Here is a 14949-nt window from a genome sequence, read left to right as displayed (position 1 = left end):
ATCATTAAACATATAAATAACTTGATAAAATTATTAGATATGCTCAAAATAATTAGCAAAATACTTTCTTAGTACTTCATCTTTAGATTTATCTAAATTATCAATGCTTAATCCTAGCCGGCTAAAAATACCTTTTAAGTTATTTTCCACTACTGTTTTTTGTGTACTACTAGTACCATTACCGCCATCTGTCATTTTACCATCACTAAAGTATTCAGTTGTTTCATTCTTTTTATTTCCAAAATAACTATAACTAATTAGTAAAACAACAGCATCTTGCGCCCATTTATAATTAATATTATTACTTGAGTTTTTAAATAGCCGAGTAAGAAAATCATGTCCATTATCATTTTTCTTTATATTTTCATAAAAACTATCATTAATTGATTTTATTTCTTTATCCGTTTGTTCTCCCATATTCTTATAAATATCTTTGCTCACCATCCTTATTAAGTTGTCTACTTTAGCAATAGAGTCCTCCTCGCCAATAAAGTTTTCATCTTTTGATAGCTGGTTAAATAATCCTTTTGTTAAACGTAAAGATATTTCTTTTTTAACACTTTCAAAGTCACCATCAAACGTTTCTTTAATTTCTGATCTATTCTTTTTATTAAAAATAGAATCAATAACTTTATTAATAACGCTATCAACCTTTACATCCTTATCCTGATTGGTGATTTTTTCTTTTAGTAGATTTTTTAAATTAAAGATTGTATTAGAAGAGAATAGTTCCTTTATATTTAAATTTGAAATAGCGTTTAATTCATTCATTATTTTACCAGGTAGATCAGAATAATTATTCTCGAATCTATTTTTAGCTAAATCAGCTTTAAATTCATCATTTATCAGTTTAATATCATTAACAAGCTTACACTCCAAAGCTTTTTCTAATGTATGATATTTGATCATAATATCTATTTTGTTATTACTATTTACTTTTTTAGATATTACCTTATTAACATTATCAGTAAATGTTTTATTAAGTTGTTCTAACTTAATTGAGAAATTGTTAAACGCATCATTATCATTTGATATATTATCAAATTTAAATGTATTTAACGATTTATTTATATTTTTATTCTCAAAGTTTATTTTTATAGGTAATAATGTTCTATTTATAAATTTAAATGGTGAGATTAAATTTACAATTAGATTTTTAAAGCTCCTTTTTTCTCACTTCTAAAATAAAGTTTTTGTTCTGTATTTAATTCCTTCTTTCCTGAATTAGTAATAGATTCTGAAAGTTTATTTCTAGCTTCTTTTTTCAAATCACGCCCAGAATCTATTATATCCTCAGCACCACTGACTAAGCTAGTAATTGAATTCGAACTTTCTATTACTTGATTTAAATATTCATCTATTTCTAATTTACCCGTATTTTTATCAACTATATTTTCTTCACCAACTACATTTTCTTTATCAACTACATTTTCTTTATCAACTACATTTTCTTTATCAACTACATTTTCTTTATCAACTACATTTTCTTTATCAACTACATTGTTTTCATCAACTATATTTTCTTTATTTTCTGCTTTAAGATTTCCCAAATGGGGTTTATAAATATCAGGCTTTGTTCTATTTAATAAATTCTTACATTCTTCAATATACTTTGAATAATTTTCTTGTAATATTTCTGCTCTTTTTCTTTATCAAAAGAAACACTAGAATTATCGATAGAACTTATATTTTTTATAAATTTAAATTCTTTACCTATTTTATTTTTAACCTTATCTATATATGAAGATAAAGTTGCTTGTGTTTCTGAAATTTTCATTTTAATACCTATCAATTAAAAATTATTATAGACACTCTATTCCTTTTATTTTTTTATGTTTATAAAAATCACACACAAGTAATTAGTTAACTAGTTTCAATAAAAAAACACTATATTATTAAAATTTAAAAATAGAAATAAAAAAAGATATCAACAAGTGATATCTTTTTTTATTTTACTGATTTATCTTCCGCTGGAATTTAAAAATAATTTATTTCTTAATCATTCTTTTAAATCGTTATATACCGTTGCTCTTGAAACACCAAGGTATTGGGCAGTAATTTCCATCGCCTTACGCAGCGAAAGATAACCTTCATCTTGTAAACAGAGTAACAACTCGCGCCGTTGATGCGGTTTTAATGCTCTTGGTGTGACTGAATAAGTCGCAGAAAACTCATCAATACGTTTTTTTAGCGAATCTTCCGTCACTGAACTAAAGGTTTCAATAATGTCATTACCTTCTTCAAGGGTTGCAAATTGGTTAAGTACCATTTGTAATCCTTTGATCATTGAAATATCAATATTTAAACATAACGCTGCAACATAATTGCCCTGTTTGTCTTTAATACCGATAGACGTACTTTTTGCCGTTCTTCCATCCGGAAATTGATTGGGGTAATTCGCCACAATCTGAGGGAAATCTGACGATTCAATACGTGCCATTCCCAATTCTGTTGCTCTATCCCCTACTTTTCTACCTGATAGATTATTTTCAATGACCATAATGGTATTTTCACTATCGGTTAGATCATGAAGTACAACTTCACAAAAAGGCGATAATGTTTTACCAATGCCTTGTGCAATAAATTGTAGTTGTTCTACCAGCCACTCTTGGTCTTCTGTTTTGTGTGACATAACGATCCCTGCAATAGCTAAAACGTAAATGATTTATACAATTTTAACTGATTTATTCAAATAATTAATCGTTATCTGCAGGATAATCAGATTTTGCCTGATTTAGAATAGCTTTTGCCATCCATTGAGTCATATCAATGACCTGTTGATCATCCATTTTCCAGATATCTTTCATTACCAAAAAGACTTCAGACCCATAAATTAAAGAGAAAGATTTAATCACCTTATCCCACATTTCTTCAGGATAGTGTGCTTTTAATGGCTCAATAACTTTGAGTAGAATCTCTTTACGGTGACCGCGAATAAATCGTTTTTCTGCATATTCACTTGATTGCCTTTCTTTTGCCCACTGCTGTAATGAGACTTGTAATGCACCACGCAGTGCACCTTCATGTTTAAACATTTGAGGATAGGCAAGATTGAGCAATTCAGTAATGCGCTGTTGCGTATTATCTTCAGGAGTGGGGTTCCATGCAATGATCGGTGCTAAACTTGCATCAACAGTGGCACTAATTAAATCACTTTGTGTTGGAAAATAACGATATGCGGTTGCTCTCGAAACACCTGCATGTGCCGCTAATTCCGACACTGTCGGTAACATTCCTTGCTCAAAAAGTCCCAATGCTGTTGTCACCAATAATTGATGGGTTCTTTTTCGTGTACCGGACATAGCATCCGTTTCGTCATTGTCACTCATAGAAAATCCTTCGTTATTTCCACACTTTATGTGTCTAATTTATTTTAAGTCAAATACTCACAACACTTAACGTTTACTTTAGGTGATTAATCACACCTTATCGACCTCTAGAGTATAAAAATAAAAATAATGAGACAAGAGTCTCAAAACGATGTTATGATAAATGAAACTCGAGTCTCATTATGGTTATAATCTATTCGTCGATAATCATAAAAGGTAAGGGAAGGCTTATGAAACAGTATTCTGGCTCTATTTATATTGCCACAACGCTTGATACTAAAAGTGCTGAGATTTTTTATGTCAGTGATTTAATTAAAAAAGCAGGCCTTCCTGTTAAAACCGTCGATTTGACAACTAAACCCACGACACTCGCCAAAGAAGCTGATGTCACCGCAGCAGAAATCGCAAGTTTTCATCCTAATGGTAAAGACGCGGTTTTCTGTGGCGATAGAGGTAAAGCCATAGAAGCGATGTCTATCGCATTTGAACACTATTTAACTCACCAAGATGATGTCTTAGCCATTCTTGGACTAGGCGGATCAGGGGGAACGGCACTGATTACACCAGCAATGCAATCTTTGCCAATTGGTGTACCTAAATTGATGGTATCGACGATGGCGTCTGGCGATATTTCAGGCTATATCGGTGCAAGTGATATCTCAATGATGTACTCCGTCACAGATGTATCCGGCTTAAATCGCATTTCTCGCAAAGTCCTAAGAAATGCGGCGAACCAAATAGCTGGCGCTGTCTATTTTTACCAGGAAGAACATGTTGTTGATAAACCGGCTGTCGCATTAACAATGTTTGGTGTAACTACGCCTTGTGTACAACAACTTACACAAAAACTTGAAAATAATTATGACTGCCTTGTTTTTCACGCAACAGGAAGTGGCGGTAAAGCCATGGAAAAACTGGCAGACAGTCACCTACTTCATAGCGTGCTCGATCTTACAACAACAGAAGTGTGTGATTACTTGTTTGACGGTGTACTTGCTTGTGATGAAGACCGTTTTGGTGCAATCGCCCGTACCAAAACCCCTTATATAGGTTCTTGTGGCGCATTAGATATGGTGAACTTTGGTCGCCCATCGAGTGTTCCTGAGAAATATAAAGGGCGTCAATTTTATCATCACAATGCGCAAGTCACCTTGATGCGTACAACACCAGAGGAAAACCGTCAATTAGGTATCTGGATCGCTGAGAAACTCAATCAGTGTGAAGGTCCATTGCGGTTTGTATTACCACAGGGCGGTTTTTCAGCTCTGGATATTGAAGGAGCCCCTTTCTGGGATCCTCAAGCGAACCAAGCTTTTTTTGATGCATTTATAACAACATTTAAAGAGACAGAGACTCGTCAGTTAGTCATCAGTCCTTATCACATAAACTCTGCTGAGTTTACTCAGCAAATTTATGATTTACACCAGGAACTTATTTGTTAACCACGGAGAAGAAGAATGACTCATTCACGTGAAACGTTACTAAAAAAATTCAATGAAATGATTGCACGCCATGAGCCAATTATTGGCGGTGGTGCAGGTACAGGGCTTTCAGCTAAGTGTGAAGAAGCAGGTGGTATTGACCTTATCGTTATTTATAACTCTGGTCGTTATCGTATGGCTGGCCGTGGTTCTTTAGCGGGTTTATTAGCTTATGGTAACGCCAATGAAATCGTTATGGATATGGCAAAAGAAGTATTACCTGTTGTTAAACATACACCTGTACTTGCTGGCGTTAATGGTACAGATCCTTTCTGTAACTTTGATAAATTCTTAGATGAAGTTAAAGCAACAGGCTTTGCTGGTGTACAGAATTTCCCAACGGTAGGTCTGATTGATGGTAATTTCCGCGCTAATTTAGAAGAAACAGGTATGGGGTATGGCCTTGAAGTAGATATGATCCGCAAGGCTCATGAAAAAGGTTTATTAACCACACCTTATGTCTTTAGTCGTGAAGACGCAATTGCAATGGCTGAGGCTGGTGCAGATATTATTGTGCCTCATATGGGATTAACAACTGGCGGTAATATTGGTGCTGAAACAGCATTAACCTTAGCGGACTGTGTTCCTTTAATTAATGACTGGGCAAAAGCGGCAAAAGCTGTACGTTCTGATGTCATTGTGCTTTGTCATGGTGGCCCAATTGCAACACCAGAAGATGCACAATATATCTTAGATAATTGCCCTGATTGCCACGGCTTCTATGGTGCAAGTTCAATGGAACGCTTACCAACAGAAGTGGCATTAACCGCAACGACCAAAGAATTTAAAAGCATTAAACGCTAATTCAAAATCATCAAGTTTGCCTAAGCGTTAATCTATATTGCCCACGTTATGTGGGCAATATTTTATGCAGATACTCTTAATCGAATTAGACAAGTTTTGCGATTAATGTATTTAAATCCCCCGCTAAGAAATCAACTGGTGGAATTTCAATAACCGTATAAGCACCTGCACGTTGTTTCATACTTGCTCTTGCAGCAGATACCATAAATTGAGACGTCAATGCAGGATTGTTAATACGCATTGAATATTCAAATAATTGATTATGTGTTTTACCCGAAACCCCTTTATGAGACATTTGTACACCATGTCCCACATCTTTTAAGCTATCAACACAATCGACTTGCTTAATATGAGTTTCATCAGAAGAAAAATAGCTATCTGCTTTAATGGCTTGCTCTACTTGATTAAAATTTGCTCCTGCTTCTAATTCCACATAAACCATACGACGATGAACGCCAGTTCCTAATGGAATAGTCATTGAAAGTGCATCTTTTACACCATCAATTGCTTTAGCAGCTACGCTATGCCCCATGCTCATACCAGGACCAAAGTTAGTATAAGTGATCCCTTTTGGTGCCATAGCTAACATTAGCGTACGAATAATAGAATCAGACCCCGGATCCCAACCTGCTGAAATAACAGCGACACGGTCATGTTTTTTTGCGACTTCATCTAACTCTGTTTTTAATGACACAATTTCACTGTGAACATCAAAACTATCTACTGTATTAATGCCTAAGCTTAAAATAGATTTAGCTAATTCTTTAATTGCACGAGTCGGTGAACATAAGAAAGCAACATCAACATTACCTAATGTTTTAATATCGTTAGTCACGGTAATATTTTGCAGTTCTTCTGGAACATTATTAATATCTCGACGAACAACACCCATTAATTCAAAATCTTGAGCAGCTTGAACCGCTTCTAATGCAAATCGACCAATATTTCCATAACCGACAATGGCCACTTTTATTTTAGTATTCATTAATTCCCCTGACTTTAACGTGAATCATCTCTTAATGATAATAGTGATTAGTTATCAATGAATAAACCATATAAACATCTTTTTTGCCAGATAAACATTATTTGCGCTATTACCTTATAAATAAACCTTGTAGAATCTCTTATCTTCCTACGCGTTATATTAATAATATCGATTTCACTCTGTTTTTAAGAAGGTTTTCAATGCATCAGCCTGATGTAGCGGATCGCTCGCTTTTTTCCCTTAGTTGGCCAATATTTATAGATATTTTCCTACATCTAGCCACACTATTAATTAATACTTACATGGTAAGTCACGTTTCTACGGCTTACTTAGCTGCTATGGGCGTCGGTAACCAAGTTTTTGATCTTTTTATCACCATTTTTAGCTTTATTAGCGTTGGGTGTAGCGTTGTTATTGCCCAATACTTAGGTGCAGGTAAAAAAGGGAAAGCAAGCCAAGCAATTCATATTTCTATCGCATTTAACTCTTTGCTGGGTATTAGTAGCGCACTGATTATCCTGTTCTTTGGCTACAATATTCTCAACATAATGAATACGCCTGAGCACTTGGTGCAAGATGGCTACAATTATCTGCATATTATTGGTATTTGTCTTATTCCTGAGGCAATTTCGATTATTCTTGCAGCTTGTTTGAGAGTTTACGGCAAATCAAAAGCCGCCATGTATGTCACATTGATTGCTAATATTGTTACTGTTATTGGTAATATGATTGTGCTTTACGGCTTCTTTGGTTTGCCACAATACGGATTAGTGGGTGTTGCGTGGTCAACGGTTGTTGGTCGTATTATTGCAGTTATTTTACTATGTGGATTACTGTTCTACGGTTTACGTATTAAATTCGAAGCCAAGCAACTCGTCGTGTGGTCTAAAAATATGTTAGGGAAAATCCTACATATCGGTTTACCTGCTGCGGGTGAGAACTTGGTTTGGATTTTACATTATATGACTGCATCAGCCTTTATTGGCTTAATGGGCGAAGTCCCTCTTGCAGCGCAAACTCTCTATTTCCAACTGTCATTATTTTTAATGCTTTTTGGTATAGCGATTAGTATTGGTAATGAAATACTAGTGGGTCACTTAGTTGGTGCTAAACGCTTTGATGATGCTTTTGCTAGAGGCTGGAAAAGCTTAAAAACGGGAGTGATATTTACCATCGGGGTTGTGATTGTTTATTGGTTTATGCGTGATCCTATTTTGTATTCGATCACTGAAGACCAACGCATCATTGACCAATTGATCCCTCTATTTATTTTATCCGTCTTTTTAGAACCCGGCCGTACTTTTAATATCGTGATGGTGAATGCTTTGCGTGCAGCCGGCGATGCTAAATTCCCGCTGATGACAGCAATTTGCTTTATGTGGGGTATTGCTATTCCGGTGGGCTATTTCCTTGGTATAAAAATGGAAATGGGCTTGATTGGTATCTGGATTGGCTTCCTTTGTGATGAATGGCTGCGTGGCTTAACTAACGCATGGCGTTGGCGCTCTCGTAAATGGCAAACTAAGCGCTTGGATATTTAGTACTAATACTCTTTTTTTTCCCCGATATTTTATCGGGGAAACCCTATTAGATAATATTGTTATTTTTCAACTTTAAACTCTCAAGAAGAATAAAAGCATTTAAACGTCTTTTTAAATCTTCATTTACTTTAATTTTATGATTATTTGATTTATTAAAATCTTCTATAAATCGATAAATAAATCTATTAATTAAAAAATAATCTTGTATCTCATACTGCTCTTCATATTTTTCACATGAAGAAAATAATTCATCTAATGAAACATTGATAATAATCTTAATTAAGTTATCTTTAAACTTACCATTCACTTTATTATTCTTATAAATAATTTTAGATAAATCATCAACAAGATCTAGTTTTTCTTTTAACAAACAATCTTGATTCATTGTTTCATAAATTGGCTCATAAATTGGTTCATAAATATTATCTTCAATAGGTTCATTAATAGAACTATCAATAACATTTTTTAGCAATTCTTTATTTATTAATTTATTAGTATCAAACCCTTTATTTTTTAAATAACTAAATATTGATTCTTGCTCTTTCTTATCTAAATCAAAAAATGGATTTTCTTTTTCACTTTTAATAAATAAACTTTTATTAGAAAAATAGCCATCAGCGATTTTGTCATAAAAAATTTCGTAAGAATTAGAAACACAAGAGATATCTTTACTCATGTCCATATAAATTGGTTCGTCTAGCATCTCCATTGTTTTACTTTCTAAACACTTAACACCAATAAATTCATGCGATGAATTTTTCATTGATAACACTGAGTCTCTATTAATAGAGAGATCAGTATCTGATATATGATTTGCTAAAATTGAAGACATTCCTTGTGGCATTATGTTTATCTTTTCAAGATACATCATTATCATCCTATTAGTTAAATATAGATAATATTATATATTTCGATTTTTCTTCATCTACCATTTATCCACCATCCATATAAATAATTTTTACAAGAAAATATATAAAGCTAATTTTTGTAAAGAATAATATCGACAGTATTATTAATACTATCTTGTAAAAAATATTTATAACCATCAATATTTCCAATATTATATTTTATCTTATCATCTGAATTTAATAGAGTATCAACTATTGAACCCATAAAATCTTCTTTAATTTTCGTTAAAGACGTTGTATCACCAGAAAACAAAATCAATTTAGAATTAAAATATAACTCATTCTTAAACTCTGTAATTTTTTCTTTCTCTAATGTAGGTGTTTCCTCCAAAGAAGAGATAATATCATTAATTACTATTTCTTTTATTTCATCACTTTTTACTTTTCTTTGTGCTCTAGATAAACCCCTATCAAAAACCTCATCAATATCTTTTTTATTTTTTATTTTTTATTTTTTATTTTTTATTTTTTATTTTTTATTTTTTATTTTTTATTATCTAATTTTATATTATCATTTTCACTCTGATTATTTTTGATATTAGAGATGCTTTTTTTAGGCCTAAAAATTATTTTACTCTAATTCCCTGCTAGTTTTTTTATGATACAACAAGTAGGTGTTGCCCTTTCCAATAAATGAGACAACTAAGCTTTAATAAAGAGAATACAAAATGGAGTCTTGTCATGAATCTCGTTGAACGTTTTATTCCTTATACAAAAGTTAACACCACAACTAACAGGGAAAATGACGCTGCTGGTATCATACCTTCATCGGAAGGTCAGCGAATACTTGCACTACAATTAGTGGAAGAATTAAAAGCGTTAGGTGTTGAAGATATCAAAATTCGCGATACCGCGATTGTCACAGCGACACTTCCTTCAAACCTTGGTTATGATATCCCTACGGTTGCCTTTTTTGGTCATTTAGGTACCAGTGTAGAACAAGTTAATAAGAAAAAAGCGCAAGTTATTCCTTATAAAGGTGGTTATCTTTATTTAAACAAGTAACTTGATATCTATTACGTCATTTAGCATGGTAACAAAACCATTTTGTGTGTTTTTATTTTTAAACATTATCAATTTCATCATTGAAATTTAAAATACAGCTACAATAAAAACCATGGGCACCACCATCATAATTTTAGCTTTTTTTAACTTTTTCCAATAATTCTTTTAATGTAAGATGCTTATTTTCATTCGATATTTTAAGCTGTTCATCTATTTCATCTAAAAAACCACCAATTAATTTATTGTTATTTATTAAATTAAATCTAGCTTTATGCTCTTTCTCTATCAATGCTAGATTTCTTTCATTTATCTTATCTTTTCCGGCTAGAGTTTCTTTTTGTTTCTCTGTTTCTTTTAATTTCTCCTCTTCACTAGGCTGCTTAATAATAATTTCTTCTACAACACCATTTTCATACTTGCTTTGCTCATTTTTTAAATATTGTAAGCAAATAATATCATTAGCTTTTTTATTTAATTTAAAAAAACAATCTGATTTAACCAATTTATTTAAATAATTCTTCTTATTAAAACAGTTTGATTTTTCTTTATTTTCAATCCCATTATAATCTTCTAAAAAATTAGAGGCTTTAGCAAGAAAAGTATAGCCATAACTATTATCGCTATCTGATAATCTATCTAATAATGATATGTCTTTTGTTGTTTCAATCAAGAAAGATTTAAATTTGTCCTTTTCAATAGCTAATTTGTTTTCATTAGATTCTATCGGTGTATCATCATTATTTAAATTAGATAGCGTTGATGATTCTTTTTCACCATGTTCAATTATTTCATAAGAATGAAAATTTGCAGATTCATATCTTGTATCATCAAATTCAATTTCACTTTCTTTTAAATAATTAGAATTGGATTTCTCTAGTAATTCAAAATTATTCATTAGAGGTTTAAATTTCATATCTGTAATATAATCAATTAATAACATCTTACTCTTCAACAAACTATCTTGTTTACATGAACGAAGAGCGTTAATAGCTTTATCAATTGGTATCAAATCTTTATTTGGAAGTTCGATAAATTTTAAAACACTCTGTTTCTTTTTAAAAAACATTTTCTTTTCATAGCGATTAGGGTGAATAAATTCATTTATTGTATTCCTCACCTTGATAGATAGATTAGAAATAGAGAGTTTTATTTCCCCGCCTATGGAGACTATTTTATTCGCAATAGAGGGTGATTTTCTACCAATTTCATTGATACCATTCATTATCATAATACTCATATTATTTATATATAAACAATATTTTACTCTCAGGATCCCCCTCATCTATCACTTCTCTTTTCTATTTTTTTAAATAAATAGCATTTATTTTAAGAAAAAAACTTAATAATTTTCAAAAAATATATTAATTATGATAAAGAAATAATAGTGAAGTTTAATGATTAACTTCACAAAAATAGAAGTCATAAAGTAAATAAAATAACCTCACCTATACAAAACACGATTTTTTTTAATAAAGAAAAAACCAAAAATTAAATATTAATTAACATTAAAAATTTTCTGCAAAAAAAATTATTTTCCTCTAATTCCCTGCTGGTTTTTTTATGATACAACAAGTAGGTGTTGCCCTTTCCAATAAATGAGACAACTAAGCTTTAATAGAGAGAATACAAAAAATCAAACACAATGGAGTCTTGTCATGAATCTCGTTGAACGTTTTATTTCTTATACAAAAGTTAACACCACAACTAACAGGGAAAATGGCGCTGCTGGTATCATGCCTTCATCGGAAGGTCAGCGAGTGCTTGCACTACAATTAGTGGAAGAATTAAAAGCGTTAGGTGTTGAAGATATTAAAATTCGCGATACCGCGATTGTCACAGCGACACTTCCTTCAAACCTTGATTATGATGTCCCTACGGTTGCCTTTTTTGGTCATCTAGATACCAGCGCTGAACAAACTAACGATACCAAAGCGCAAATCCTACCTTATAAAGGCGGTGACCTTTGCTTAAACAAAGAACTTGATATTTATCTGCGCCAAAGCGAGTTTCCTGAATTAGAAAACTATATTGGTGACGATATTATCGTGACCGATGGCACAAGCCTATTAGGTGCTGACGATAAAGCCGCTATCGCCTCTATTATGGATATGTTGCAGTACTTTAAACAGCATCCTGAAGTTAAACACGGTACAGTTAAAATTGGTTTTGTGCCAGATGAAGAACAAGGTTTACGTGGTGCAAAAGTCTTTGATACTAAAGAATTTGGTGCTGATTTTGCCTATACCTTAGATTGCTGTGGTATTGGTGAATTAGTGTATGAAAACTGGAATGCGGGTGATGTTGAAATCACCTTTACAGGCGCATCAGCGCACCCAATGTCAGCCAAAGGGAAATTAAAAAACTCACTGTTAATGGCACATAAATTTGTTGCTATGTTACCGGGCGGTGAAGCACCTGAATATACAGAAGGCCGTGAAGGTTATTATTGGGTAAAACAATTAGCAGGTAATAGCGCGCGTACTGTATTAAAAATGGATGTGCGTGATTTCACCGAAAAAGGTTATGCGCACCGCATGGCATTTTTAAAACAACTCTCAGATTATTGTGAAGGTTTATGGGGTGAAGGCTCTGTCACTTGTAAACTAGCAGATCGTTATGCAAACGTGTTTAATAGCCTGCAAGGTGATAACCGCTATCCTATCGATATTGCAGTAGCGGCTTATGAAGCGAATGGCATTACACCTCGCCCAATCCCAATGCGCGGTGGTTATGATGGAGCTGCACTCTCTCAAAATGGTCTGCCTTGTCCTAATATTTTTACTGGCGCTCATAACTTCCACTCTATTTATGAATATCTGCCAGTTAAATCGCTTTATGCGGCAAGTGATGTCTTAAAATCTGTCGTTAAGATCACCGCTGAACGCTTTGCACCTGGAGCTAAAGCATGATCCAAATTCTTGCGGTCTTAGTTGTCGTTGTTATTGTCGCTAGAATGATCTTGAAAGGATATAAAGCCGAGCCTGTTTTGTTAGTGGCGGGTTTAGCCTTAATGGCGCTAACAATGATGTTTGGTTGGGGAGATATTCTTCCTAAAAATGTCAAAACAACAGGTATTGGCTGGTTAGATCCTTTTGAAGTAATGCGTGATCTCTTTAGTAGCCGTGCGGCTGATCTTGGTTTAATGATCATGGCGCTGATGGGATTTGCACATTATATGGATCATATTGGTGCCAATGAGGCCGTTGTCCGTGTTGCAACTCGTCCATTGAAAAATATGCGCTCACCTTATGTGTTGCTATTTCTCTCTTTTTTACTCGCAAGTATTTTGCAACTTGCTATTCCTTCAGCAACAGGATTGGCCGTTCTATTAATGGGTACGATGTTCCCGATTATGATAGGGCTTGGCTTATCCCCCGCTTCCGCGGCTGGCGTGATTGCAACCTCATTGGGCGTTGCTTATACCCCAACAGCAATTGATGCTATTCGTGGTGCAAAAGCAGTTGATTTAGGCGTTGTTGAATATGTGCTTTATTACCAAGGACCTGCGGCGATTGCTACCGTATTAGCCGTCGGTATTACACATATCTTCTGGCAACGCCATTGTGATCGCAAAGCTGGGTTTGTGCCTCAATTAGGCAAAATGTCTGAAGAAGCAAAGAGTGATAAAAATGTACCCGGCTTTTATGCCTTACTGCCAATGTTACCTATCATTATGGCAGTAAGTTCATCAAGCCTATTTGTTAAAGGCATTCACCTTGATGTAGTCACTATTGTATTGATTTCAATGGCAATTTGTATGCTGATTGAAACATTACGCTTACGTGATTTTAAATCAGTGTGTGCGGGCTTCCAGCATTTCTTAAAGGGTATGGGTTCTGCATTTAGTAATGTTGTGGGATTATTAGTCGCAGCAGGTGTTTTTGCTCATGGTATTAAAGTCAGTGGTGCAATAGACAGTCTGATCGTTATGGCAGAATCTGTTGGCCTACCACCATTTGCAATGGCATTGGTCTTCGCTATCGTAACATTAGCTGCCGCGATTATTATGGGTTCAGGTAATGCACCTTTCCTTGCCTTCGTTGAACTTATTCCACAAATTGCCCATAGCATGGGCGTAAACCCAATTGCGATGATTTTACCAATGCAACAAGCGTCACATATGGGACGAGGTATGTCTCCAGTGGCGGGTGTAATCATTGCCGTATCGAGTGGCGCAAAATTACAACCGTTTGATGTTGTAAAGAGAACAGCAGTACCGCTTATGGTCGGTTTTGTATTCCATAGTGCTATTATTGCTATCTTCTATTATTAATAAATATACCTGAAGCAATAATTGTTGCTTCAGGTTATTTTCAAATAATAAACATCTTAAAAATAAGTGAAGATAATTTATTGTTATTTTCATAAATAAAAAATTAGTTACATTTTATTTAAAATATATTTACTCAATCATTTTAAAACAAAAATAAAATTACTAAATCAATGAAAATATTAACAAAATAATAAGATATTATTCTTATACAGCAGAAAATAAAACGCCTATTATTTATTTTGTTAAAATGATGACATGATATTAAACGCACTCACTCATTGCCATTTATTTTAACTATTCTGAGTTAGCCCACATTAAGTATGATAATTATACTAGCAATAGAATGGTGTATTCGTTCTATTGCATTTTTATTTAGTCTTATTATTAGATATTAACACCATCTCATTCTCTTTATGTTTCTCACCACGTCTCTTTAATAAAAAGAATACAAAACACCCTCCTTTTTATTGATAAATATCGCAAGAGAGTCAATACGGTTGCCTTGTTTTTAACATAGAAAAAATTACCATTTTTAAAGTTAATAAGGGCAGTATTTTCTCAAAATTTGTACAATCTTAGTAAATTCAGAAAAAACTTTCTCCCATAAATTCAGTATGATGTTT

14 protein-coding genes and 1 pseudogene are annotated in these 14949 nt (G+C 33.3%); 6 read left to right on the top strand and 9 right to left on the bottom strand.

The annotated features are described in order from the left end of the window. Positions 1 to 33 precede the first annotated feature (33 nt). The 5 genes from ACWPWK_RS13975 to ACWPWK_RS13955 all read right to left on the bottom strand — a co-directional run bounded on the left by ACWPWK_RS13975 (position 34) and on the right by ACWPWK_RS13955 (position 3329). On the bottom strand, positions 34 to 909 hold the full coding sequence (locus tag ACWPWK_RS13975; protein ID WP_454209107.1) for a hypothetical protein: 876 nt from the start codon (positions 907 to 909) through the stop codon (positions 34 to 36). A gap of 239 nt (positions 910 to 1148) precedes the next feature. Continuing rightward, positions 1149 to 1550, bottom strand: a complete 402-nt coding sequence (locus tag ACWPWK_RS13970) for a hypothetical protein (RefSeq protein ID WP_454209105.1) — start codon at positions 1548 to 1550, stop codon at positions 1149 to 1151. Between the two features lie 32 nt (positions 1551 to 1582). Continuing rightward, positions 1583 to 1777, bottom strand: coding sequence for a hypothetical protein (locus ACWPWK_RS13965; RefSeq protein WP_454209103.1), 195 nt, complete (start codon positions 1775 to 1777; stop codon positions 1583 to 1585). Positions 1778 to 1999: 222 nt separating this feature from the next. Further along, a complete protein-coding gene (locus ACWPWK_RS13960; protein ID WP_006535016.1) occupies positions 2000 to 2632 on the bottom strand; it encodes a helix-turn-helix transcriptional regulator in 633 nt (210 codons plus the stop codon). Positions 2633 to 2696: 64 nt separating this feature from the next. Then, positions 2697 to 3329 (bottom strand): TetR/AcrR family transcriptional regulator, encoded by a 633-nt coding sequence (locus tag ACWPWK_RS13955; RefSeq protein WP_109371635.1) that lies wholly within the window; start codon positions 3327 to 3329, stop codon positions 2697 to 2699. A 230-nt stretch (positions 3330 to 3559) separates the two neighbouring features. Between ACWPWK_RS13955 and ACWPWK_RS13950 the strand changes: the two genes are divergently transcribed. Next, positions 3560 to 4771: a Tm-1-like ATP-binding domain-containing protein gene (locus ACWPWK_RS13950; RefSeq protein ID WP_109371637.1), complete on the top strand. Its 1212-nt coding sequence runs from the start codon at positions 3560 to 3562 to the stop codon at positions 4769 to 4771. 15 nt (positions 4772 to 4786) lie between these two features. Next, positions 4787 to 5614, top strand: a complete 828-nt coding sequence (locus ACWPWK_RS13945) for a phosphoenolpyruvate hydrolase family protein (protein WP_088493647.1) — start codon at positions 4787 to 4789, stop codon at positions 5612 to 5614. Positions 5615 to 5699: 85 nt separating this feature from the next. Here the strand turns inward: ACWPWK_RS13945 and ACWPWK_RS13940 are convergent, their stop codons facing one another. Beyond that, positions 5700 to 6599 (bottom strand): diaminopimelate dehydrogenase, encoded by a 900-nt coding sequence (locus ACWPWK_RS13940; RefSeq protein WP_109371639.1) that lies wholly within the window; start codon positions 6597 to 6599, stop codon positions 5700 to 5702. A 200-nt stretch (positions 6600 to 6799) separates the two neighbouring features. Between ACWPWK_RS13940 and ACWPWK_RS13935 the strand changes: the two genes are divergently transcribed. Beyond that, positions 6800 to 8140, top strand: coding sequence for an MATE family efflux transporter (locus tag ACWPWK_RS13935; protein WP_109371641.1), 1341 nt, complete (start codon positions 6800 to 6802; stop codon positions 8138 to 8140). 46 nt (positions 8141 to 8186) lie between these two features. On the opposite strand, the gene ACWPWK_RS13930 is transcribed toward ACWPWK_RS13935, so the two are convergent. Then, positions 8187 to 8984, bottom strand: coding sequence for a hypothetical protein (locus tag ACWPWK_RS13930; RefSeq protein WP_109371643.1), 798 nt, complete (start codon positions 8982 to 8984; stop codon positions 8187 to 8189). Positions 8985 to 9118: 134 nt separating this feature from the next. Continuing rightward, entirely contained in the window at positions 9119 to 9379 is a 261-nt protein-coding gene (locus ACWPWK_RS13925) for a hypothetical protein (protein WP_109371645.1), read from the bottom strand. Between the two features lie 350 nt (positions 9380 to 9729). Between ACWPWK_RS13925 and ACWPWK_RS13920 the strand changes: the two are divergent. Further along, positions 9730 to 10050 (top strand): annotated as a pseudogene (locus ACWPWK_RS13920) (peptidase T); the annotation flags it as partial. Positions 10051 to 10186: 136 nt separating this feature from the next. On the opposite strand, the gene ACWPWK_RS13915 reads toward ACWPWK_RS13920, so the two are convergent. After that, the gene (locus tag ACWPWK_RS13915) at positions 10187 to 11275 is read right to left on the bottom strand and encodes a hypothetical protein (RefSeq protein ID WP_162558356.1); all 1089 of its coding nucleotides are present in this window, start codon (positions 11273 to 11275) and stop codon (positions 10187 to 10189) included. A gap of 433 nt (positions 11276 to 11708) precedes the next feature. Between ACWPWK_RS13915 and pepT the strand changes: the two genes are divergently transcribed. Continuing rightward, positions 11709 to 12962, top strand: coding sequence for a peptidase T (gene pepT, locus ACWPWK_RS13910; protein WP_109371649.1), 1254 nt, complete (start codon positions 11709 to 11711; stop codon positions 12960 to 12962). Further along, entirely contained in the window at positions 12959 to 14326 is a 1368-nt protein-coding gene (dcuC, locus tag ACWPWK_RS13905; protein ID WP_109371651.1) for a C4-dicarboxylate transporter DcuC, read from the top strand. The genes pepT and dcuC overlap by 4 nt, the downstream gene beginning before the upstream one ends. Positions 14327 to 14949: the final 623 nt, after the last annotated feature.

Source organism: Proteus sp. Marseille-Q3619 (assembly GCF_965283115.1).
This window is presented reverse-complemented; position numbering and strand designations above follow the sequence as displayed.

What these genes read in the sequence shown, in the direction of transcription:
- ACWPWK_RS13975 (WP_454209107.1), bottom strand. Translation starts at nt 909, where the DNA reads ATGATCAAATATCATACATTAGAAAAAGCTTTGGAGTGTAAGCTTGTT.
- pepT (WP_109371649.1), top strand. Translation starts at nt 11,709, where the DNA reads ATGAATCTCGTTGAACGTTTTATTTCTTATACAAAAGTTAACACCACA.
- ACWPWK_RS13940 (WP_109371639.1), bottom strand. Translation starts at nt 6,599, where the DNA reads ATGAATACTAAAATAAAAGTGGCCATTGTCGGTTATGGAAATATTGGT.
- ACWPWK_RS13965 (WP_454209103.1), bottom strand. Translation starts at nt 1,777, where the DNA reads ATGAAAATTTCAGAAACACAAGCAACTTTATCTTCATATATAGATAAG.
- dcuC (WP_109371651.1), top strand. Translation starts at nt 12,959, where the DNA reads ATGATCCAAATTCTTGCGGTCTTAGTTGTCGTTGTTATTGTCGCTAGA.
- ACWPWK_RS13915 (WP_162558356.1), bottom strand. Translation starts at nt 11,275, where the DNA reads ATGAATGGTATCAATGAAATTGGTAGAAAATCACCCTCTATTGCGAAT.
- ACWPWK_RS13960 (WP_006535016.1), bottom strand. Translation starts at nt 2,632, where the DNA reads ATGTCACACAAAACAGAAGACCAAGAGTGGCTGGTAGAACAACTACAA.
- ACWPWK_RS13945 (WP_088493647.1), top strand. Translation starts at nt 4,787, where the DNA reads ATGACTCATTCACGTGAAACGTTACTAAAAAAATTCAATGAAATGATT.
- ACWPWK_RS13955 (WP_109371635.1), bottom strand. Translation starts at nt 3,329, where the DNA reads ATGAGTGACAATGACGAAACGGATGCTATGTCCGGTACACGAAAAAGA.
- ACWPWK_RS13950 (WP_109371637.1), top strand. Translation starts at nt 3,560, where the DNA reads ATGAAACAGTATTCTGGCTCTATTTATATTGCCACAACGCTTGATACT.
- ACWPWK_RS13935 (WP_109371641.1), top strand. Translation starts at nt 6,800, where the DNA reads ATGCATCAGCCTGATGTAGCGGATCGCTCGCTTTTTTCCCTTAGTTGG.
- ACWPWK_RS13930 (WP_109371643.1), bottom strand. Translation starts at nt 8,984, where the DNA reads ATGCCACAAGGAATGTCTTCAATTTTAGCAAATCATATATCAGATACT.